Origin of the sequence: Flammeovirga agarivorans, assembly GCF_012641475.1 — a bacterium.
Lineage (GTDB): Bacteria > Bacteroidota > Bacteroidia > Cytophagales > Flammeovirgaceae > Flammeovirga > Flammeovirga agarivorans.
On sequence record NZ_JABAIL010000003.1, the window covers coordinates 405548 to 429732 of the forward strand.

The 24185-nt window shown below is 34.9% G+C and carries 11 protein-coding genes; 5 read left to right on the forward strand and 6 right to left on the reverse strand.

What is annotated here, in order from left to right; genetic code table 11:
• Nucleotides 1–232: 232 nt before the first annotated feature.
• The 5 genes from HGP29_RS10805 to HGP29_RS10825 all read right to left on the reverse strand — a co-directional run bounded on the left by HGP29_RS10805 (nucleotide 233) and on the right by HGP29_RS10825 (nucleotide 12548).
• Nucleotides 233–2146, reverse strand: a complete 1914-nt coding sequence (locus HGP29_RS10805) for a hypothetical protein (protein WP_168882414.1) — start codon at nucleotides 2144–2146, stop codon at nucleotides 233–235.
• Nucleotides 2147–2168: 22 nt separating this feature from the next.
• The gene (locus tag HGP29_RS10810; protein WP_168882415.1) at nucleotides 2169–3797 is read right to left on the reverse strand and encodes a RagB/SusD family nutrient uptake outer membrane protein; all 1629 of its coding nucleotides are present in this window, start codon (nucleotides 3795–3797) and stop codon (nucleotides 2169–2171) included.
• A gap of 11 nt (nucleotides 3798–3808) precedes the next feature.
• Nucleotides 3809–6997 carry a SusC/RagA family TonB-linked outer membrane protein gene (locus HGP29_RS10815; protein WP_168882416.1) on the reverse strand — a complete coding sequence of 1063 codons (3189 nt, stop codon included), beginning with the start codon at nucleotides 6995–6997 and terminating at the stop codon, nucleotides 3809–3811.
• Nucleotides 6998–7268: 271 nt separating this feature from the next.
• Complete coding sequence (locus HGP29_RS10820; RefSeq protein WP_168882417.1) at nucleotides 7269–8903, reverse strand: sulfatase family protein; 1635 nt, start codon at nucleotides 8901–8903, stop codon at nucleotides 7269–7271.
• Between the two features lie 168 nt (nucleotides 8904–9071).
• Nucleotides 9072–12548: a sulfatase-like hydrolase/transferase gene (locus HGP29_RS10825; RefSeq protein WP_168882418.1), complete on the reverse strand. Its 3477-nt coding sequence runs from the start codon at nucleotides 12546–12548 to the stop codon at nucleotides 9072–9074.
• Nucleotides 12549–12926: 378 nt separating this feature from the next.
• On the opposite strand from HGP29_RS10825, the gene HGP29_RS10830 reads away from it, so the two are divergent.
• The 5 genes from HGP29_RS10830 to HGP29_RS10850 all read left to right on the forward strand — a co-directional run bounded on the left by HGP29_RS10830 (nucleotide 12927) and on the right by HGP29_RS10850 (nucleotide 23224).
• Nucleotides 12927–14471 carry a sulfatase family protein gene (locus HGP29_RS10830; protein ID WP_168882419.1) on the forward strand — a complete coding sequence of 515 codons (1545 nt, stop codon included), beginning with the start codon at nucleotides 12927–12929 and terminating at the stop codon, nucleotides 14469–14471.
• 10 nt (nucleotides 14472–14481) lie between these two features.
• Nucleotides 14482–16107, forward strand: coding sequence for a sulfatase (locus tag HGP29_RS10835; RefSeq protein WP_211093266.1), 1626 nt, complete (start codon nucleotides 14482–14484; stop codon nucleotides 16105–16107).
• A 2-nt stretch (nucleotides 16108–16109) separates the two neighbouring features.
• Complete coding sequence (locus HGP29_RS10840; RefSeq protein WP_168882421.1) at nucleotides 16110–17927, forward strand: sulfatase-like hydrolase/transferase; 1818 nt, start codon at nucleotides 16110–16112, stop codon at nucleotides 17925–17927.
• The gene (locus tag HGP29_RS10845) at nucleotides 17928–19022 is read left to right on the forward strand and encodes a glycoside hydrolase family 26 protein (protein WP_168882422.1); all 1095 of its coding nucleotides are present in this window, start codon (nucleotides 17928–17930) and stop codon (nucleotides 19020–19022) included. It abuts the gene before it with no gap.
• 164 nt (nucleotides 19023–19186) lie between these two features.
• Complete coding sequence (locus HGP29_RS10850) at nucleotides 19187–23224, forward strand: hybrid sensor histidine kinase/response regulator transcription factor (RefSeq protein ID WP_168882423.1); 4038 nt, start codon at nucleotides 19187–19189, stop codon at nucleotides 23222–23224.
• A gap of 678 nt (nucleotides 23225–23902) precedes the next feature.
• On the opposite strand, the gene HGP29_RS10855 is transcribed toward HGP29_RS10850, so the two are convergent.
• Nucleotides 23903–24163: a hypothetical protein gene (locus HGP29_RS10855; protein ID WP_168882424.1), complete on the reverse strand. Its 261-nt coding sequence runs from the start codon at nucleotides 24161–24163 to the stop codon at nucleotides 23903–23905.
• Nucleotides 24164–24185 lie beyond the last annotated feature (22 nt).

Sequence of the window (24185 nt, forward strand, 5' to 3'; positions counted from 1 at the left end):
TCGTGATTAGAGGAAGAGATAATCATCCAATTGATCCCAATTTTAAATGCTTAACAGCTGATGTTTATGCAATACTAGAGCATCCTCTAATAAATTAGCGGTGCTTTTTATCTAAATAATGACTTAAATAGAGGGGTATTTGTGTCTATAGGGGAATTTTGTATTTCTTTCAAAAAAGGCAATTTCTAGACTGTGATGAAATTGCCTTTTTTGAAAGTTTTAGATGAATAGATTATTCATAGATGGCGTCTGATTTTCCATATAATTTGTATACAAAATTATCGACCATCCAAGCTAATTTAGCACTTGCATCTTTGTATAAATCAAACCTCATCATGATGTTCAACTTACCTGCCTTAACTTGATCTGCATTTAGTGCAGCTTCTACATTATTAAAAGTTCCGGTATTAAAGCCTGATGTAGTAGAGAATGTTGTACCGTTGGCCAATGGCAAGGTTTCCCAACCACTTGCATTAAATTCATCATCAATATTCTGATCATAATTGTAAGTTAATGATCTCTCAAAGAACTCTACATTGTTATCATTGTAACCGTACATCTCATCAAAAGCGATGGCTACTTGTCTCACATTACTATTAATATCAATAGATTTAACTAAAGCAGTAGAGGCATAATCTTGGTCAGCAGGAATTGCTGTTGGAGTCGCTGTACCTTGTGCTCCTCTATGTGTTTTCTGCACTTTTGCCACCCAATAAGGAACACTACCAAAGGCTTTGTCTCCAAATAATACATTTTGGAAACCATTGATATCACTACTGAATCTAGTACCAGTGGCATAGTCGCTGGTATCTTCAAAGTCTTCCATCACTTCTTCTATTAGTCCTGCTTCTGCAGATGAAATGATAGAGAAGACATTTTCATAGGTCATCACTTCATTGAGATTATGGTCCTTCACAAGGATACTGATATTTACAGGGTACGTTCCTTCTGGAATGTTACTATCCTCAGCTACAGTAATCTCACCCGTTGTTGTATTGATAGAAATTCCTTCAAATTGATCGTCTAAGAAAGAGAATTCTAAATCAGTACCAATTTTAGTGATGTCGACATTGATAGAAGCACTCATGCTTGACCATGGAGAAAGCGTTGCTTTAGTAAGATTAGTACCTCCTTGAGTAGCACCAGTGTAAGACAAGGTTGGTCTTTCACCTACAGTCACACTCATTACTTCTTCAAAAATCTTATCACCAAGAGGGGTGTGTACTGTTACTGTTAATACATGTACTTGTGATGGTGTATTGAAATTGATTTTAGAAATCACACCAGTTTGTTGGTCGATAGTTAGACCTTCAATAGCTTCACCATTTGTTCCTGTCATGCTGTAGGTAAAATCAGCAATGTCAAGGTTTTCTTCTGTAGAGATCGTTGGTGATGATAATTCACCAATGAAGTTGAAATCTACATCTTTAGATGTATAAGAAAGATCAATATCCAATGGAAGGACCTGAGCAGAGTAGATATTTTCAAAACGTTTTACGCCATTGTCAGTAGTCATCACTACTTCAAAAGTATATTCTCCTGCAGGAGTATCATTATTCTCTTTGATAATCTGTCCTTTTTCATCGATAGAAATGCCAGTTACTTCAGGGAATAATTCAAAACCCTCTATGGTCAATTCTTCCAAGTCAGTTATGGTAGGCGTGGCCATCACTCCTTGATGTGTGTATGAAAAAGTAGTAGGTTGTTCTTCATAGCTGATGCTAAAAGGCAGATTGACAATTTTCATGATAGCAGCACTGTCATGTGTCATTAATCCTCCAGAATAGTATACATTAATACCAAAATAATAGTCTCCAACTAAATTGATAGGAGTATCATCTGATAAGGTAATAATACCTGTAGTATTATCAATTGAGACTAATTTTGAGAAGGTTTGTAAGTTGAAATCTTCAGCATCTGTTGTAATGGTATCGATTTCAAATTTTACATTCGTTGTTCCTTCCCAAGTAGGTAATTCTGTTTGGATTGTATCCAAAAAGCCCGTTAATGTCTCACTGTATACTAAGTTTACAGGAGGGTTCATTACATTATCTTCAAGATGTCCTGGCATTTGTTCTTCCTCACATCCAAAAGTAAAGAATGCCAAAACTAAAACTAGCACTTGATTATATATATATTTTCTCATGTTGTTCGTCTTTAATAATAGATTAAATAGCACCATACCCTTCATTTTGATCGTTAGTAGAGATGCCTTGATTACTATTAATTTCCACTGATGGAATTGGTAATCTCATTGCTCTAGCATTGTCTGGGTATTCTTGATCTAACTCAAGGTTTCCTCTTTCACTATTTCTGAAGGCATTGTGAGGGTCAATCACATGAGACTTGAAGAATTGATAACCTCTTCTTCTTGAATCCATCCAATCTTGTCCTTCACCAAGAAGTTCAACTCTTCTTTGGATGTATAATTTCTCTCTCATCTCATCTTTTGACATCAATCCCCAATTGGCAGGTTCTGCAGAGGTGTTATTACTATTTCTTGCTCTTTCAAGTACTTGGTTTACATGAAGTAAAGCATCTCCAGTTAAGTTTCTTTCATTTTGAATTTCTGCCAACATCAAAAGTAAATCTGCATAGCGGAAAACCACCCAGTTTTTATTGCTTGTGATTGTTGTAGATGTCTGATTTTTCTCCATGAATTTCAATAGAGGAGTAAATCCGTTGGTCTTACTTGTTCTATTATTTGCAATCGGATAGCAGTTCGTCGGATTAGGGTTTTCAATGACAATCCCACCTTGATTTTTGTATCCATAATATGAAGTCACAAAAGTTGAAGTTAACCTAGGATCCTCTAATGATTCAGCTTCGATAGTATTATACACTTCCGGATTGGTGAGTACCCTACCTACATTACTAAATGCTTTTGTATAATTCTTTGGAGTATAGAAGTAGGTGAAAGACTTGGCAACAGTAGTATTATTGAACTGTAACTCAAAGATAGATTCAGATGAATTATTTCCAGTCTGTTCATGCCATAGGTCTTCAAAGTTAGGCACTAAAGAATATTGATCTTTAACGACAATTGCTTCTTCGTAGGCCATTGCCCAATAATCCTCTCCACTATCTGTATATCCAGCAATAACCAGAGCAGTATCGTTAGAAGCTGCAGCCGATGCGATGTACATATATACTTTTGATAGGAGGAAGTTGGCAGCATAACTTTTAGGGTAACCCGGAGTTTGATCTTCTGTTGCCATTAGCTCTTTTGCTGCATTTAAGTCTTCAATAATCTGATCGAAGATGATATTCTTCTCCGTTCTTCCAGTATGAACAGTTTCCTCCGTCGTTGGACTCACTTTTAAAGGAACTTCACCCCAAACTTGTACTAAATTGAAGTATGATAAAGCGCGTACAAAATATGCCTGACCTAAGTAGTTTCTAGTACTTTCTGGCATTAACTCAACATTATTTGTATAGTTTTTATTGATGTTGAAGATAAAATCATTCGCACTGTTTATCGTTTGATAAGTACTTTGCCATATACTAGTTACATAGTCGGTATCAGGTGTAGGGTTTAAAGAAGCAATGGTTGAGTTATCATTGTTTCTCCCCGAATAGAACAAACCAGCATGTAGGTTTAAACCTTGCATTTGAATGGCATAGGCATGATATCCAATCATTGTTCCGTACATGCCATTTAGTGCAGCAAATTGACCTGAAGGAGTGCTATATGTTGATTCAGTATCTAAAAATGGTGGACGGTCATTTTTAGTACAGCTAATGTTTAAAGCTATAAGAATCGATAATGCTATTTTATATATATTCAATTTCTTCATTAGTTCACTGATTAGAATGTCACATTAATACCCATCAAGTAAGATCTTAGGTTAGCATAAGCTCCCCAATCTGTTCCCATAATAGTTCCGTCATAAACAAACGAAGTAACTTCAGGGTCATAACCAGAATAATCTGTAATGGTAATAGGGTTCTTAACTGTACAATAGAAACTAAATGCGCCAATGTTTTTCCATTTTTCAGTAGGGATATCTACTGTTAATGTAACGTTCGACAATCTTAAATAACTACCATCTTCAATAAGTCTGTCAGTCATATGATTATGCATTGAGTTTGCGTATCCGTAGCCCACTCTTGGAACATCTGTAGTTGTATTTTGAGGTGTCCAGGCATTGTAATAAACATCTGATCTAACATTCCAGTTACCGTTTACAGGAGAAGGATTTCCTGTCCAAACTAAGTCTGCATTCATGATGTCATTACCATAAACGCCATTCCATAACATACTTAAGCGAAGAATTTTATATCTAAACTCTGCATTAAAAGTATACATGAATTCAGGATTAGGATCACCGATAATGGTTTTATCTTCTGGAGAGATAACACCATCTCCGTTTTGATCAACAAAGATGACATCTCCAGCTTGATTTGGTGTTTCGTTGAAGGATGGACCTTGAGCAGCTTCTTCTGGAGTAGCATAAATTCCATTTGTTTGATAGCCATAGAAAACACCCACAGGCATGCCTTTTATAAAGACATTGGCAGGACCATTTAAATTGGATCCGGATGAAACATTATTGCCTACATACCCTTGTACTTGTTGTGGTTGACCATTAATGTAAATCGTTTGCTCAGGTAAACCCAAGTCGCCTATTTCTGTGATATTCTTAGTGAATGATCCGCCAATATTGATACCCCAATCGTTTTTATCTACCAAAACTGCGTTTAAGTTGAGCTCAATACCTCTGTTGTACATTTCACCACGATTGATGTAATAATTATTAAAACCAGTGGTAGGAGGCGCTTGTATTCTTTGTAGAAGATCGATGGTGTGTTTTGAATAAACATCTACGGTACCAGTTAGTCTAGATTTCATAAATCCAAAGTCTAAACCAATGTTGTATTGATCTGTAGTTTCCCAAGTAAGGTTAGGGTTGGCGAGGTTTGCAGGAACTAATCCAACTTGATTACCATTGTTGGCATCCGGATACATATTGTCTGTATAGTTTACTAACGTTTGGTAAGGTTGAATGGCTTGATTACCTGTACGTCCCCATCCCGCTCTCAACTTAAGATCAGACAAAGTATTGGAAGTTTTTAAGAAGTTTTCTTCAGAAATATACCAAGCTACCGATGTCGAAGGGAAGTAACCCCATTGTTGACCATCACCAAACTTAGAAGATTTATCAGCTCTGAAGTTGGCGGTAACTACATACTTATTATTAAAGGTGTAATTTACTCTACCTAAATAGGAGAAAATAGATTCAGCAAAAGTCAGTGTGCTTTCTGGTGATAGAATATCTTGTCCGTATTGAGGAGCTTCACCTCTAAAACTGTGATCAATAAAGTTACCTACAGCATAAGTAGTACTTGCTTTATTGATGTAATCATAGGTAGCAACTGCCGTAATACCAAATCTATGTTTTTTACTGAATGTTCTATTGAAATTCAATATTCCATCTACATTGTATGAGCTTCTTGTTTGGTCGATTGTATTTAAGTAACCGTTTTGTTGGTTTCCTTGGAAAGTTCCTGGACCAAACCATATACTTCTATTTTGTGTTCTAATATCAGCACCTGCTCTTACGGTTGCTTTTAATCCTTTAATGATTTTATATTGAAGGTTAGCACCAATAATAGTTCTGAATTGCTTAGTAAGGTCGTCGTTGTTGTTTACAAAATCCCATGGTGTCAATTCGGCAGCGGCGTCATCTCCAGAGCCATCGATATCCATACCTGTAAGTGGAGATTTACCCACTAGTTGGTTCACTAAAGAACGATTACCTCCAGCTTTTTCACCGGTTTGAGCGTAAGAACCTTCAAGGTAATAGAGGGTGGTCTTTGTTTCAAAACGAAGCTTTTTGGAAATTTGCTGTCCTAAGTTAATTCTTAAGTCACCACTTTGAGAGTAAGAGTTGGGAATAACACCTTGTTTATTATTGTACCCCATTGATACATAGTAGTCTGTTTTTCCAGTACCACCACTCATTGATGCACCTGTACTGTATGAAACAGCAGTTCTGTAAATTTCATCTTGCCAATTGTGTTGCTGTAATAAACGGCCACTAGCCAAATCGTAAACTTCTCTAGTTTCAGGGTTTAATTGGTAAGAAGGAATTTGGTTATTTGAGATAGCAAAGTCATTCATAAACTGAGCGTATTCATAACCATCTAATACATCAATTGTTTTTGAAGGTTCAGAGATTGAAGTATTGGCGAAGAAGTTGATTTTAGCTTCCCCTTTCTTTCCTTTTTTAGTCGTTATCAAGACAACTCCATTTGCACCTCTTGAGCCATAAATTGCAGTAGCAGAGGCATCTTTTAACACTTCAATGCTTTCTATATCCTTCGGGTTGATACCTGCGAGTCCATTCTGAGCTGTAGGTGCGGAGTTACCGCCTTGGACATTAGCTGGGGTTTCTCCCGCTGAACTAATAATAATGCCATCCACAACATAAAGTGGTTCATTGTTTCCTCGAAGTGAATTAACACCTCTAATTTTTACTGACACTGCTCCCCCTTGAGCACCATCGTTTCCGACTACTTGAACACCGGATACTCTACCTTGGAGCATCTGATCTACATCATTGTACTGTCTTACAATGTTTTCATCTTCATCTACTTGGCTAACGGATCCGGTTAAGTCTCTTCTTTGTACTGTACCATAACCAACGACTACAATATCATCTAAAAGTTCTGCAGCAGTAGTCAATATAAAAGTATGGTTGTTTTCGCCATTGTATGTCCACTGTACTGTTTCCATACCTAAATAAGTTACTACTAAAGTTTGACCTTTTGTTACTTTAATAGAGAACTCACCATTCATGTCTGTTACTGTACCATTGGTCGTACCTTTAATAATTACTGATGCAATTGGTAAAGGTTCATGGTCTTCGTCACTCATCACAATTCCTTTTAGAATAGTTTCTTCTTGGGCGTAAGATTCTGAGGAGATTGTTTGAAGCAGAAAAAAGAGTATCCCGAAGAGGAGGGATAACGGATAAAAAGTAATTTCTCTCATATTCAAATCATATTAAAAAGTTAGTAGACCATTCTCTTGAAGGGTCATTTACAAATTAAATGTTACCCAAATCTAGGAGGATGATGAGGGTTGAGAAGGGGGGTATTGTTGCAAAAAAGAGGCTAAAACAGGTTTTTTAGTACTAAAATCGCATATACAAGGGTTAAAAGTACCTTTTATATAATTTCTTGATTTTCTCGCTTTTTAATAACCACCCTGAAATAAATATGTGGATTGTATCCGGATAAACAGGATACAATCCACATCATAATTATTTTGTAGGAGTTTCATAAACTCTCTTTATTCTAACATCAGTTTTTCGCATCATTTCTTCAGGAGTATCTTCGTTGTATTCCTTTTGTAATGCGGTTAACCTTTCTTTTAACTGAGCAGTGATTTCTTCATAACCTTCTTTTCCATAGAGGTTTGTCAATTCGTTAGGGTCTTTTTCTAAGTCAAATAATTCCCAATTGTTTTGAAGCTCACCTTTCTTCTTTTCTGGATTATAGTAGAAGTTGATCAGTTTATATTTTTCAGTTCTGACTCCATAGTGCGGTTGAACATGATGCCACCAAGGGAATTCATAATAGTGATAGTACACAGCATCTCTCCAATCATTTACAGGTTCACCTTCTAGAATTGGTTTGATGGATTTTCCTTGAATATCCTTTGGAATTTCAGCACCAGCATAGGCCAATAGAGTAGGGGCAACATCAATATTCATTGATAACTTTTGCGATACAGAACCAGGTTGAATATGGTTTGGATATCTAACGATGAAGGGCATTCTTAACGACTCTTCGTACATCATCCTTTTATCGAACCACCCATGTTCCCCTAAATAGAAACCTTGGTCTGATGAATAGATCACAATGGTATTTTCTGCAAGACCATTGTCATCCAGATATTTGAGTAATTCACCAATGTAATGATCAACTCCCTTAACACATCTTAGGTAGTCTTTAATATAACGTTGGTATTTCCATTTTTTTAGTTGTTGGCCTTCCATCTTTACTTCATTATTTGGAGCCCATACTACATCGTTATTATTGCCTTCTGAATACCATTTCTTTAATTCTGCTTTTGTCAAGTTCTCAGGATTTTCAGGATGTACCTTCAAATCTTGTCTATTTAGATTACGTTCAATGGTTTGCCAAGTATCTGCGGCTGCCAATCTCCCTTCGTAAGTATCATTGAAAGTGGCAGGTTCAGCAATTTCTATGTCCTTAAATAGATCAGCAAATTCAGGGTCTGGTTCCCAAGGTCTATGTGGTGCCTTAAACTGATACATCAGCATAAAAGGCTTTTTCTTGTCTCTCTTTTGGTCTAACCAAGCATGGGCATCTTCCCAAACTTGTCTTGAAGAGTGAAATTTTTCTTCCTTCAACGTATCTGTTCCATTTTCTAAAAAAACAGTGTTAAAGTAAGTGCCTTGTCCGCCATGATTGATCATCACTTTAGAATAATCAAAACCGGTAGGAGCTGTGCCCAAGTGCCATTTACCCACTACAGCTGTCTGGTAACCTTCTTTCTGCAAAAGCTTTGGAAAGGTTTGTTGACTTCCATCAAAGTCACCACCGCTTTCATTCTTATAAAACCCATTAACATGAGAGAACTTTCCGGTAAGAATAGCCGCTCTTGAAGGTCCACAAATAGCATTAGTACAAAAAGTATTGTTCATGATCATTCCCTCTTTGGCCAAACGGTCAATGTTTGGGGTAAGATCAGGGAATTGTTTAGCCAAAACTCCATTCTGATAGGCACTAATCGCTTTTGTAGAATGGTCATCACTGAAAATATATATAATATTAGGACGTTCCTGAGTAGTCTCCTGTTTTGAGGTTATCTTGGAGCAACTACCTAAGAATATCAAGCTTAGTAATAGGAAGTGGTCTGAAATTTTCATCTTAAAAAAATAATAAAACAATATAATAAAAAATTGACTTTTTCTTGATATAAAAACTAACCGATAGTACATTTTATATACAAAAAAATATGTTTGCTGAATAGTTGCATTCCTAATGAAGTAAACGATATTATTGATCTGAATATTATTTACTACAGAAAGCTGATACTATTTTTTGATGGCTTTCCCATAATGAATTACGTCCTGATCGGTTACTTTGTAAAAGTATATGCCTGAAGGTAAAGTGCTAGGAATAAATAAAGTAATTTCTTGCTGCTGTAAAGTACAGTCTTTTTGATATACAATCTTTCCGTGGTTATCCAATAAAGTAAATTCAACATATGTTGATCGAAGGCCTCTAACAGAAATTCTATTTTCAAATGGATTAGGATATAATTTGATCTCTTGTTTGATGTTAGGAGCAGTAGATGTTACATCATTATCAGTTTTGACTTCTTCACCAATTTCAATGTAATCGATCTTAATATTGTCACTTTCAGCCAAAAGGTTAACGATATTTTCTGTCTTTTTTAATTGAATAGAAATAGGTACTTCTGTCCAAATATTTGTAGGAGATAAAGTAACGGTTTCCATAAAATTCTGATTCGAAAAAATGGAAAGATATTGATTCTCCTCTGAAGTATTCATGTAACTAATGTTAGCATGGAATGTTGCCTCTTTAGGCATCACAATGCTATTCCATTCTAATAGATCATCTGTTTGTAATAATGAGAACAAGCCTTCACTGGCTTCATCATCTACTTCAGTGGGGATATTTATATCTAATTCGGCTTCATATCTGTTCTCCATCTTATTTGGGTTTTTATAGATGTCAACAAGATCTTCATTAAATACTGTAAGAGGAGAATTATAGAAATTGATAAAGTCATCCGTGTATTTGTCATTATTGATAGGAACCCAATACGATGTTTCAGATCTATTGGCCCAAGTAAGGGCATACGTAATTTGAGAAGCAACCTCATCTTGCATCAAGTTATTGATGATATTCTCTGTATACCATTTTGTGTTGTCGCTGTTGAAAATACCCTCAGAGTAGCCAAATTCTGTAAGTGCAGGAATTTTATAATGGGTATTCGCAAAATTGACGGTTCTTTTTACAGCTTCTAAAAAATTGTCAGGATAATCTGCAGTTTTGCCATACATATCTGTACCAATAATGTCCACATAATCATCCCCAGGGTATCGATTATCGAACTCACCTTTAGATGGAGAGTAGGCATACAAAAGATGATGAATTCCTTTTGTTTCTTTTAAATAGTCGACAGTTAACTTCCATAATTCTACATATTCTTCGGGAGTACAAGTATCAGCTCCCCACCAGAACCATCCACCATTATTTTCATGCAAAGGTCTGAAAATAATAGGGGCATCAATTATCTTAAAAATGGAAGCCACACTATCTAAATGACTAATATATGTGTTATATGCAGTGCCTCTGTTTAAAATTTCTTGAACAGGATTACCCGTAAGGTCATAAGTTGTTCCCTCTGTAGCCATATTCATTGCATGCCAGCTAACTGTAATAATACCCCCGCGTTGATATGCTAGGTGGGCTGCAGTGATAAAATCATCATATTTTCTGAAATTCCCACCCAAATCATAACCGTAAACACCAGGGAAATCTCCCACCAAAGTCTTTACATCAGATTTTTCAGAGGAACCGTCATCACTCCATGATGCATCACTCGCTCCTAACATTTCTGTAAAATGATGTCCGAAAATCACTCGTTGGTTTCTGTATTCTAAAAGATTTTGATATAAGTATTTAGTCTCATTAGATGCATTTTCATCAATAGGTTCGTAAGTCGTATTGATAGGCTCAGAAGATTCTTCAAAAGTAAAAGTTAAGCTATTAAGCGTTAGCATTTCTTCTAATTTTGCTGGACTGCTAATTTCTAGGAGCAGACTTTCATCTTGTGGAAGTACAATAGAAGTACTTCCATTGTTTTGATTGGATGATAGGGTCAGTTGATAATTGTTATTGCCAACCTTAACATCAAAAGCTACGGTTTGATTTATACCGCTTTTTGTGTTGAGTTGTAGTAAATACTTCCCGCTACTTTTAACATTGAGTTTATAGATAAGCTTTACATCTTGATCGGCTTCTAGGTCTAAAGAATGGGAGTTGTTTATTATACCAGTACCATCATAAACAAGATAAGAAGGAACCTCATCCATCGTTTCTGATGCTCCGATGTATACTTCTTTTCTTATAAACGAGTGAGGTGCTGAGATTATACCTTCAAACCAAAGTTCCAAGTCTTGCATCATTTCCGAAACAAGCTCTGGGTGTTCTGAAGCGATATTTTCTCTTTCCAATAAGTCATTCTTACAATCAATCAATACGACATTATCGATAGCTATTGGAGCGTTATCTTCAGTACTTGGATTAAGCATTAATTTATAATCATCTCTGATCAATGCTAACTTTTGATCTTCAAAGAGATATTCATCCTTCTCGTTTTCTTTATAAGGTGCAAACTGATTTTCTTCTTCCCTAACAGGGTACCATTGTGCCAAAATGATAGGATGACTTTCTAATTCTTCTTCTTTACCATCTAATGCCAGTTTAAAACTACGCCCATCGATAGCAGGGTTTTCTATTGGATTTTCGGTATTTGTTAGTTCTAATACAGTAGGAAAAATATCATTGATAGAACACATTTTCTCAATATGTTGAGGAGTATATTTTCCTTTGTATTTAACGTACAGCGGAGATTTGATACCATTCTTCCAATTTTTAGATTTGGAACCAATAAATTGGTGGTTGTTTCTTAAATCCCATTCTGCATCACTTTCACCTTTTCTGATTGGTCCATTGTCAGACATAAAAAAGACGATAGTATTTTCTGAAAAGTCCGAATTGTCAATATAATCGAGTAATCGCCCAATTTGCTCATCGGCATATTCCTGCATAGCTAATAACGTAGCAAAATCTTCTGTTTCAACTTGGTTTCTGTATTTTGCGATATATTCTTCAGGTGCTTCCCAATCACCATGTACACTTAAGGAAGAAACATAAGCCAAGAAAGGTTGATCACTCTTCGCTTCCATAAAATCAATAGCCATATCTACAATTTGAGCATCAGACCATTTGTCATCATAAGATACTTTTTCTCCATTTAGGTAACCATTGCTTGGGTAGTGATGATACAATTTAGCATAGAATGCTTCATCAAACCCTCTTTGCCAAGGCCAGTATCCTTCAGATTTCCCTGAATGCCATTTTCCCCACATGCCTGTAGCATATCCATTTTGTTGGAGTACTTCCGCAAAGGTTACTTCATCTTTATGAAGATAATCGTTACCTCCATGCATCCCTGTTACTCCTGTTCTCCAAAAGTCTCTACCAGTAAGAAGGCTAGCCCTAGTAGGTGAACAGACATTGGGTACATAAAAGTTATCAAATTGAATAGACGATTCTGCCAAACGATCAATGTTTGGTGTTTGCGAAATCGTATTTCCATTAATTGAAAAATCATCAAACCCAATATCATCCATTTGAATGATAACAATATTAGGAGAGTTGACTGTTTCTGTTGGAAGTTCAGATGCTCTGATAATAGTACTAGTTAGTAAAATTAAAAAGCATGATAAAATAGTAATATTCATTTTCTTTTTCATGTGGGTAAAGTTAGATCGAACCGTCCTGACCTTAGGGGGAGTTTTGTAGAAAATAGAAGTGACAATCGCACCATTTGTACTAAAACACAAGATTTTATAGTATTTGATAGCATTGCTTTAGTGCTTTCCTATTCGAATTGGTGACTTTTTTAAGAATTGGTTTTCATCTCATTTTTGATGCGATTGATTGTACTTCTTTCTATAGTATTTTGGCGTCAATCTTCTCTTCATCTAAAGTCAATAAGACTACATTTTAATGGGTTATTGATGCTTTGATACACATTTCCCCTTGTTTTGAAAAAATCTTCCCCCCAATGTATTGCTATGCTTTTCTAATATTGTGATAAGGATTTTTTAAAGGAAATGAATACTAGGCGAATGATGAAAATTTTTACTTATATCTTCTCGTTGTTTTTAATATCGAGTTGTACATCGATCAAAAAAGACAATACTGCTCAAGGAACTAAACCCAATGTCATAATGATTTATGTCGATGACATGGAGCTAAATCAGATGAGTGCATTTGGTTGTGATATGCCCACTCCCAATATGGATAGGATTGTACAGACTGGAGCAAAATTGAATTATAATTATGTATCAGCACCTGTATGTACTCCATCTAGATACGGTCAGTTAACAGGACGATATGCGTCAAGATGTAAGAGTTATTTAAAAGAGTTCCCCACTGATGATCCGATATTTATTCGCTGGAATGGAGACCTTGAATTGGAAGGTTCTGAAAAAACAATTGCTCATTTATTAAAAGAGAATGGCTATGCCACTGGTTTTGTAGGGAAGTGGCACAATGGACAGCCGACAACAGAAGAACGTTACGAAGACATGAATTTGCATGCTGATTACAATACCCCTAAGGTACAACAACATTTGAAAGAGTTGTATGCTAGGCAAGTCGACTATATCAATAAAGCGGCAGGGTTTGAAGATGTAAAGAATGTGTATGGTAATAATCTCCACGCATTGGCCTTACCTAAAAATGTTCAGGAGCATAACCAAGAATGGATTACTCAGGGCGGTTTAGAATTTATCGAAGAACATAAAGATGAACCATTTTTCTTATCGTTCAATACAACAATACCACATGTTCCAAGTCCTTACCATTCTATGGAGGCAGATTCTAGGATTACACCAAATGGCCTATTAAACGCTCCAATCGATGGAAAATACATGCCTTTAAGAAAAGACCTTATTGAAAGAACTTTAGCAGAAGGTTATCCGATTGATTACGCAGTGATTAAGTGGCTAGATGAAGGTGTGGGAGCATTGTATAAAAAATTGGATGAACTTGGTTTAACTGAAAATACGATCATTATTTTTGCTAGCGATCATGGTGTTACAGGAAAAATGACCTGTTATACTTCTGCAGCAAAAGTGCCTGCAGCCATTTCATGGCCTGCAAAAATTAAAGGAGGAAAGGAAGTGAATGAATTAACGTCACAAATTGATTTTGTACCCACGATACTTTCAGCATTAAATATTTCCATTCCTAAAGGATATCATGTAGATGGTATTAATCTTTTGCCTACTTTAGTAGATGGAGATACATTATCTAGAAAATTTATCTATTCTGAAGTAGTGTATCAAAGAGCAATAATTACCAAAGACTACGAATATTTAGCCACTAGATTCCCTAAAGAGATTCAAGCTAAAGTGACAACAAAAAATAGAAATGAATTTACCATTGAAGGGAAGCAGGAAGAGGATAGATATGGTGCTCAAGCAATGTTCCCTGGATATTATGATGATGATCAGTTGTACGATCTGAATAATGATCCAAAGGAGCAAATAAATTTAGCTTCACAGTCAGAGTATCAATCAAAAATGAAAGAATTAAAGGGATATATGAAACAAGTGATTACAACTTTCCCCCATACTTTCGGTGAATTTGGAAAACAACCTAATTAGTATGAAAACAATGAAATTAACTAAGATTTTTTGTCTACTCGTATTAAGTATAAGTTCTTCTGTTTTGGCTCAAAAACAAGAAAAAAAGAACATTCTATTTATTATAGTAGACGATCTTCGCCCCGAATTAAACTGTTATGGGAATGACTATATGGTTACTCCTAACATTGATAAATTAGCTGAAGGTGGTGTTTTATTTGAAAACGCATACGTCAACCAAGCAGTTTGTTCTGCATCGAGAGCAAGCTTCTTAACAGGAGTAAGACCTGATGTTACAGGAGTAGATTATCCTTACAGCAAATACTTTGTTGAAGAGTTTCTATCAACTCATAAAACGATCTCTAGCTATTTTTACAGTAAAGGGTATTATACACGAAATATTGGCAAAGTACATCATGGAAAGTATGATCGACCTCTTACTGAAAAGAGATTCAGTAGTAAGTTGAATAAGTATGCTGATCCTGAAAACGCAAGTTTTAAAAAGAATCAAAAGACAAAGAGTAAATTAAAAGGGCCTGCTGTGGAAGCCATTGATGTAGAAGATGAAAGCTATCAAGATGGTGAAGCTGTTGTTGAAGCAATGGCTACTTTAGATCGAGCAACGACTTCCGGTAAACCTTTCTGTATTTCTGTAGGGTTCTACAAACCTCATCTACCTTTTAATGCACCGAAGAAGTATTGGGATTTGTACAAAAGAGAAGCTATTCCGTTAGCTCCAAATCGTTCACTTCCAGAAAATACACAAGAGGAATTAAAAGAATTAACGACAACACATTATTCTCTTAGTAAATATGTTGGGGAGAAATATCAAGAAGGTGTTATGTATTCTGATGCTCGATCTAAAGAGTTAAGACATGGTTATTTTGCATGTGTAAGTTTTATTGATGCACAGATTGGTAAACTTTACAAGAAGTTGGAGGAAATGGACGTTCTAAATAATACAACTATAGTCTTAATTGGTGATCATGGATGGCATTTGGGAGATCAAGGCATGTGGGGAAAAACAACAAACTTTGAGAATGCAACAAGAATTCCAATGATCATCATGGATCCAGATCTTAAGAAAACAGGTGTAAAAACGAAGGCATTGGTAGAGGCTGTCGATATTTACCCAACGCTAATTGATTTAAGTGGTGTTGAAGAAGAAATTCCAACATATTTAGAAGGAACCTCCATGAAACCAGTGTTAGACAACCCCAAAAAACAATGGAAGAAAGCAGTGTTTAGTCAATTCCCTAGGGGAACTTTAGCAAGCATTGAGGGGTATTCTATTCGAACGGATCAGTTTAGATATACTGAATGGTGGGACAATGAAAATAAAAAATTTATTGGTGCAGAATTGTACGATCACAAGATAGGAGATATTGAAGATCGAAATGTTGTAGCAGATGATAAATACAAAAAGAATGTGGAAGAGCTTTCAATAGCTTTGAAAAAGGGATGGAAAGCAGCATTACCAAAAGGAGTAGTAAATACCTCAGATAATCCTTTGGCACCTAGATCTGTACCAGTGGGTAGTGAGTCTAAAGGTAGGTTAAAACAATGGGAGAAATATATCAAAAAGAAAGAAGCGAAGGGTGAGGAGCCAATATATTATCTCAAACCTGCGATTTACGAAAACCAAAAAGCACAATAACAATGAAAAATATTAATATAAATTTCTGGATGTTACTTTTTACATTTCTCTTAGGAGGAATATTAATGGCACATCCAAAAAAGAAAAAGAAGAAAACAGATAAACCTAATATTCTTATCATTCAGATGGATGATATGGGTTTTGATGATCTTTCAGGCAATGGAAATACGGTATCGAAAACACCAAACATAGATCAACTGGCAAAGACTTCTGTAAAGTTCAATAATTTCTATGTGGCCAATGTATGTGCTCCGACAAGAGCAAGTTTATTGACAGGCAGGGATTTTTGGAGAACAGGAGTAACTGGTATGCATGGAGGAAACGATTATTTAAGTCTTAAAGAAACAACTTTTGCAGAACTACTAAGAGATAACGGCTACAAAACAGGTATGTGGGGAAAATGGCACTCTGGAAAAGCGGAAGGATATTGGCCTTGGCAGAGAGGTTTCGATGAGGCTTACTATTCAAAGTTATACAACCATTTCCCTAGCCACGGTTATTTAAATGGTAAAGGAGTGAAATTCGAAAAATGGTCTGATGAACAAATAGTAGATATGGCCATCGAATTTATGGAAAAGAATAAAGAACAACCTTTCCTTGCTTATGTTTCTTCTTTGAGTACACATGGACATTGGGCTGCACCCGATAAGCTTGTTCAGAAATACATGAAAGAGGGGAGAACAAAGAAGTTCGCTACGCTACTTGCCATGCAGGAATTTGCCGACCAACAAATAGGAAGACTATTAAAGTACTTGGAAACTTCTGGTTTGGATAAAGAGACAATTGTGTTTTTTATGTCAGACAATGGACCAATTCGTCATGGTGAATCCGATGACGAATGGATACTGAGAAATAATCACGAGTACCTTGGAAACAAGGCTAGGAACTGGAAAAATGGTATAAAATCCCCCCTTTACGTAAAATATAAGGGGGTATATGAACCAGAGAGTGTAGATTTGATGTGTTCAATTACTGATATCTTTCCAACTTTATTAGCTTTAACAAACACTGAGTTACCAAAAGATAATCTTCCAATTGATGGTAGAAATATTGAAGGATGTTTTATTGGAGAAGAAAAGAAAGTGGCTCCCAAAGAAGTAGTTTTTGCTAATTGGTATCCTGAGCGAGAGAACAAAAATCAGTTTGCTCCCTATTCAAAAGGAGAAAAGAATAGTTATGTTTTTGAGGACCAAAGGTTGACAATGATTTCTGATGATTTCAAATTAATCATGAATCCAGTGAAGGTAAAAAATTCTCCAGAGCCTGTGAATAATTTGGTGCTGATTGATCATAAAAATGACCTTTTAGAGAGAACGAATATTATAAGTGATTATCCAGAAATCGCAGCATTAATGAAGGAAAGATTAGAAGAATGGTTTAACTCAGTATTGGGTGAAAAAGATTCTTTCGAGGAGAAACTTGGGTTTGTTGGGTATCCTAATTCTAAAAAGAAAAAGACAAAGGTTTTTGCCGTTTTAACAACCAAGACAATAGGTTTTGAAAACCAAGCACATGCAGTAAAATTCCCAAAGAATGGTAACGGAGAATTGAGTTATGATGTAATGGTTGATAAAGCAGGTGAATATACACTTACGTTATCTGTGAATAGAAAGAAAGTGGATAAAGCATTTGTTTTTATTCTTACTTTAGATAATATAGAGTATAAATTTCAATTTGAGGAGAATAAAAAATCCGCCAAGAACAAGCTAATTCTAAAAAAAGGAAAACAGCATTTTAAGATAGTGATGAATGAGGATTCTGAAGATCTTAAGAAAATAGTATTTACAGATATGATGTTTGAACTTAATAAAGCAATATAGATGATGACTAATTTTTTGAAATTTATCTCAACACTTTTAGTAGTTGCAACATTTTTTATAACATTTAATGCAAAAGCTCAGGTTGACAAAAAAGCAACTGCTGAGACAAAGAACCTATACAAAAATTTAAAGGTTTTAAAAGATAATAGATTTATGTTTGGTCATCATTTTACAGAATTGTCAGGTTGTTATCCTGAACAATGGGTGGACCATAAAGATGTTAAGAATAAATCGGATGTGTACTCAGGATTAGGTACTTACCCCATGTTGTTTAGTTATGATTTTGGAGACAAAAACTTTCATAAGTATGAAGAAAGAATCAAAAAGGCTTATCAAAGAGGGGGAGTGATTACTGTAAGTTGGCATACAAGCAACCCAGTTACAGGAGGTAAATCTTATGACTTGAAAGGAAGTCCTGTTAAAGAAATTATGCCAGGTGGTAAGGCCAACAAGCAGTATAAAAAATGGTTGGATGAAATCGTATTATTTGCTCATAATGTAGCGATACCTATCATTTTTAGACCTTTACATGAAAATACTGGAGATTGGTTCTGGTGGGGATCAAGTTCATGTACTCCAGAAGAATACAAAGCAGCTTGGAGATATACTGTCGATTATCTTAAGAAGAAAAAAGTACACAACTTCCTATATGCTTATTCTCCATCAAAAGGCGAGTACGATGAACGTTACCCTGGTGATGAGTATGTTGATATTTGTGGTACTGATTTCTATGGGGAGACGAATGAGTTTCCTGATGATTTTATTGCTGCAATTCGTAAAACAGTAGAGTTTGCCAACGAACATAATAAAATTGCTGCACTTACAGAATTTGGATTTAGAAAGGGGATTCAAAGATGTGAAAACCCGAAATATTATACAGACATGATATTAAAGCCAATTATAAATGATCCTGTGGCTTCACAAATCACATTTGCTCTTACTTGGAGAAACAACTCCATCAAAAAAGGATATTGGGTTCCCATTAAGGGGGATATCTTTTTTGAAAACTTTGTAGAATTTCATAATCACCCTTCTACTCTATTTATTGATGATAAGATCAACCTTTATCAGAAGAAAAAAATACAGTCTAAATAAATACTTAAAGCTGAGGTACCTATTATAAATACCTTGGCTTTTTGTCTAATTTTTCACAGATCGATTATTACTTCAACAAGAAATTAATAGGTTTCTTTATTACAAAAACACCTTTTTAATTCTTAACTTAGGTAACTAATTGTGATACTACTAGCAATCCAGCGATGAAACAACTTATATTTCTGATTCTAATTACCGTAAGCTTTCAGCTTTTTGCCGTAAAAGAAAATACATACGACCAAATTCAACAAGTAACCAATTCACCTTTTTCCACTATCAATGAAATTGTTCAGGATGAAACAGGTTTTTTATGGGTGGCTTCATGGAAAGGATTATACCGTTATGATGGTAATAGTCTATTGTCATTTAGACAGTTGAATGATAAATTTTTAGCTTTAAAAATAAATGATCTAAAAGTAGCAAAAAACTTTCTATGGGTTTCAACAAATCATAATGGTATCTATAAGATCAATTTAGAGGATTACAGTTATGAGAACTGGAGTGAAACTAATGGCAATTTTATCACAGATTACTCATTGTCTATCACAATTGATGCACATAATAATTTTGTTTGGGTAGGTACACAAAACTATGGTTTGGTTCGTATCAACCCCAAAAACAATCAGCAAAAAGTTTTTGACAATAGGTCTGAAAAAGACTTTTCTACTAACACTGTTACTTCGGTATTATGTTCTTCGGAGAAATTTACCTTAATAGGTACTAGAAATGGGGTGTTAATGAAAACTGACAGCACACAACATTTTCAACGTATTTTAGAAAAGGAAATTACGGATTATGTACTATCAATTTATCAGGATCCAATAGGTCAGATTTGGGTAGGAGATAGAAAAGGAACCTATAAATTAACGAGAGTCAAAAATCGTATTGAAGTAATAAAACTATTCGACTATTCTACTTTTCAGTTCTCCCTATCAAAAGATGCAAAGACTTTAAATCTTAGTACTGAAAACGGTTTAAAGCAGGTAGATATTTATACTCAAAATATTGCATCGTTTGCTGTTAATGGAGAAAAACTATCCATGCCTGTGACCTGTAGTTTTGAAACCAATGAAAATGCCATTTGGGTAGGTGCAAGGAGAAAAGGATTGTTCCTACTTTCTAAAACGACACCATTAATTACGCAAAAGGAAAATCCTCTGAATGATTTTAATGTAGCTGTATCCCATCTAATTTCTTTAGGAGGTGATCGTATTTTTTTCCATGAGTGGTTGAAAGGTGTATTTTATGGAGATAGTGAGAAAATCATTTCCTTAAAAAATGAGATTTTGGATAATGCGTCATTAAATGCATTATACCTCGATAAGTTTAATAATATATGGTTCTCAATACGAGGAAAGAAGGGTGTTTATAGGTTTAATATTGAGCATATTGATCTTACAAACGGAACGATTGATACTATTGAATATATTCCTAACCTTATCAAGAAGAAGAGATATCAGCTGATTACTGCGATCAGTGGAGATGATAAGGGAAATGTTCTTTTTGGTACTTATACTGGTGATATTTTCAAGTATCGCTCACTACAAAAAACCTTTGATACATTGACTTTTAAGGGAGGAAGTTTTTGTAGGAATAAAGCAATACATTCTATTCTTGTCGACAAAAATGAGATTTGGGTCGCTACTGGAGGTGCTGGTATTTTTAAAGCGGTAAATAGTTCAGGAAATGAAATTTCAGATCTTAAAAACTATACCGTAAAAGAAGGGATCTCAAGTAACTTCAGTGTCAACTTATATAAAAGTGAAAATAACATTCTTTGGATTGGTGCGGATGATGGGCTATCTGCTTTTGATGGTGAAAAATTTCATCAGTTCTTTAAAAATGACCATTCTTTCTATAGTATAGAATCGATTATAGAAGACAAAAAAGGTTTTTTATGGTTAGGTACGTCTCAAGGGCTTATCAGAATAAATACTTCTATTGAGGATAAAAATTATCAGATCTTCACATCAAATGATGGACTGAAAAATCATGATTATTTTGACAGAGCGGTAACCAAAGATGCCCAAGGGAATTTATATTTTGGAGGTACTCAAGGGATTGATGTATTCTTACCAGAGAAGATCGTAACAAAACAAAATATTACGGTTCCAACGATAACAGCCGTCTATTTAGGTGGAGAAAAAGTGGCCTATCATCACAACGAATTTATCTCTGGCCGTTTAAGTGATCATGCGAATATTGAGCTGCCATATGACAAAAATTCTCTGGCTTTTGATTTTTCCAACTTGGCATTGGAACACTCAGAGAATGTCTTGTATGCGTATCGATTATTGGAACATAATGAGCATTGGTCAGTTCTCCCAAAAGGAGTAAACTATTTAGAATTCAATGAATTACCCTCTGGAAGTTATACGATACAAATTAAATCGACAAATGTTGAAGGTGTATGGTCAAGTAAATATTTACAACTAAATGTAATGATTGATGTTCCATTTTGGCGACATCCTATGGCATTTGTCATCTATATCTTGGTGACCATATTAGGTATCTACTTCTTCACTCATAGGAAATTGATAAAAGCACACCACTTACATCAATTACAATTGGATCAGTTGGAACTTCAGCAACAATCGCAATTAGATGAATTGAAAATGAAGCTATATGTGAACATATCACATGAATTTAAAACTCCTCTTACTCTGATCCTTGGGCCACTGGCCAATATTATTCGTCAGAAAAAGGAAAATGATCCATTTTTTGAGCAACATATCTTGATGTATAACAACGCTGATCGTTTATTGAAATTGGTGAATAGAGTGATTAATTTAGGGAAATCTGACCAAACAGAAATAGATATTAATGTAGAAAAAGCCAATTTCAATGCCTTTATTCAACAGATTCAAAATGCCTTTATTTATGAAGCACAACGACGAAATATTGGTTTTGAAGTAGATAACAATATCGGTGATTTTGAATGCTTCTATGACAAAGAAATAGTGGAAGATATTATTTTCAATCTCCTATCTAATGCCTTTAAATATACACCAAGTGGAAAAAAAGTAGCGGTTGAGATCGATAAAACGGGTGATCTAATCAGTATTAAAGTGATGGATCAAGGAAAGGGAATACAAGAAGATGTTATCGATAAAATTTTTGAAAGATACTACGGGGACAAAGGAAGATCGTATTCAACAGGAATTGGCTTAAACTATTCGAAAAGATTAGCTCAATTACATAAAGGTGATCTGCTTGTTCAAAATAATTTGGAAGGTGAAGGTGCAACATTTACTTTATTGATTCCTGCATTGGATATCTATCAAGAATCTGAGAAAGCCATTAAGGATTATAGTAGTAGAGATACAATCAGTATTTATGAAGAGGAGAAATTAATCTCATTAATAGAAGACATAAAAGTCAATAACGATGAGATGGATGCTCAGGAAAATATAGCTTTGGTAGTTGATGACAACCCTGATATTAGAACATTTATTAAGTCTGTACTTTCTCCAGAATTTACAGTGATTGAAGCTAACAATGGAGAAGAAGGTTTTGAGAAAGCAATTGAAACTATCCCTAACATTATCATATCAGATGTGATGATGCCTGAGATGGATGGATTCACTTTTTGTGATAAGATCAAGAAAGATGAAAGAACAGATCATATTCCTGTAATTTTAACCACTGTATTATCTGAAAATGAAGACCGATTGAAAGGGCTTAAAGTAGGAGCAGATTCATACATACCAAAACCTATCAATCCGGAACATCTACTTGTGAGAGTAGAGAAACTATTATCTACTAGAAAAAAACTGATCGAAAAATATGCTCAATATGTAGAAGTACCTAAGGGTGCTGATCAGGATGAAGATACAGTGACAGCTACTCCAGAGGTAGTTGAACATCCATTATTAAAAAAGTCTAGAGAAATTATTCTAGAAAATGTGACTAATGAAGATTATGATGTTGATGCATTTGCATCAGATCTGGGTTTTAGTAGAACACAATTGTATAGAAAATTCAAAGGAGTATCCAATTTATCAGTGAATAAGTTTATTCGTAAGATTAAGATGGAGAAAGCCGCAGAGTTATTAATCGAAGGAGAGTTGAATATTAAACAAGTTACTTATGAAGTAGGTTTCAATGATCTTAAATATTTTAGAAAGTGTTTCCAAGAACAGTTTGGTGTAACACCGTCCACCTATATTAAAGAACAAAGAGGAGAAGCTCCCTTCAATTAATACTTATATACCAAAGAAATAAAAAAAACCTTCTTTAAGAAAAGAAGGTTTTTTTATGTCAAAAAGATAGTCACACAACTACATTTCTATTTATTCCTAAATTTGAAATGTATCCGTCTATAGTTAAGTGGTCACACACGCACTTAATGCCGTGATTTAAGTTGGTGATAATTTTGCCATTGCTAGAGATAAAGAATCTTTGTGCTCTACATTTACTTTATTCAATTATGTTTCTTTAATATCTCCTTAAGTAATCATTCAGATCTTATTACTTTTTTCGACAATACCATAGGTATCATCCTGTCTAGAGTTCCCTGAATGCAAACTAATAGTGCTTATCTATTAACTACTGGAATATGCGTCGTATTGAATACATTGACCATTATCTTCCGATGTTATCTTCTCAAATTCGGGATGATGTATACTTGCAATTTCAACAATAGGAACCTCCGAATTAAATAACTGTGATAGAGGTGATAAATAAGCATATTAATACTACTACTGGGATTTAATCATAGTCGGATAAAAGTTTAATATTAAGATCATTTGATATAACAAAGCTACTGCATTTGACTTTGGTGCAGAGGGGAGGATAGTACAAATAAGGAGGGTGAATTGTGATAGTAATGGATTATTAAGGGAACGTAGAGGGGTAATTCTGACTTTTTTGGTATTTCTTTATCTCGGTACAGCATCTATAAATGAACGCATAACATCCATCCAAAAAGATTCCACTTCCTGCGTTTGTTGGAAGTTTACATTCTTCATTAAACGATGGATAAGATCACTAAACTGCTTGGCCCAAAAAGGAGCTGTATCATTTTCTTCTATGGTAGCAATAGTCTTTTCTAATAGTGAAAGGTCTTTTTCTTTGATACTATTGAAAAGAGACAATTGTAATTCCTTTTCAAAGGATTGTTCTGTTTGTTCGTGATTCATTCTTTTTATTTCTATTGAGTGG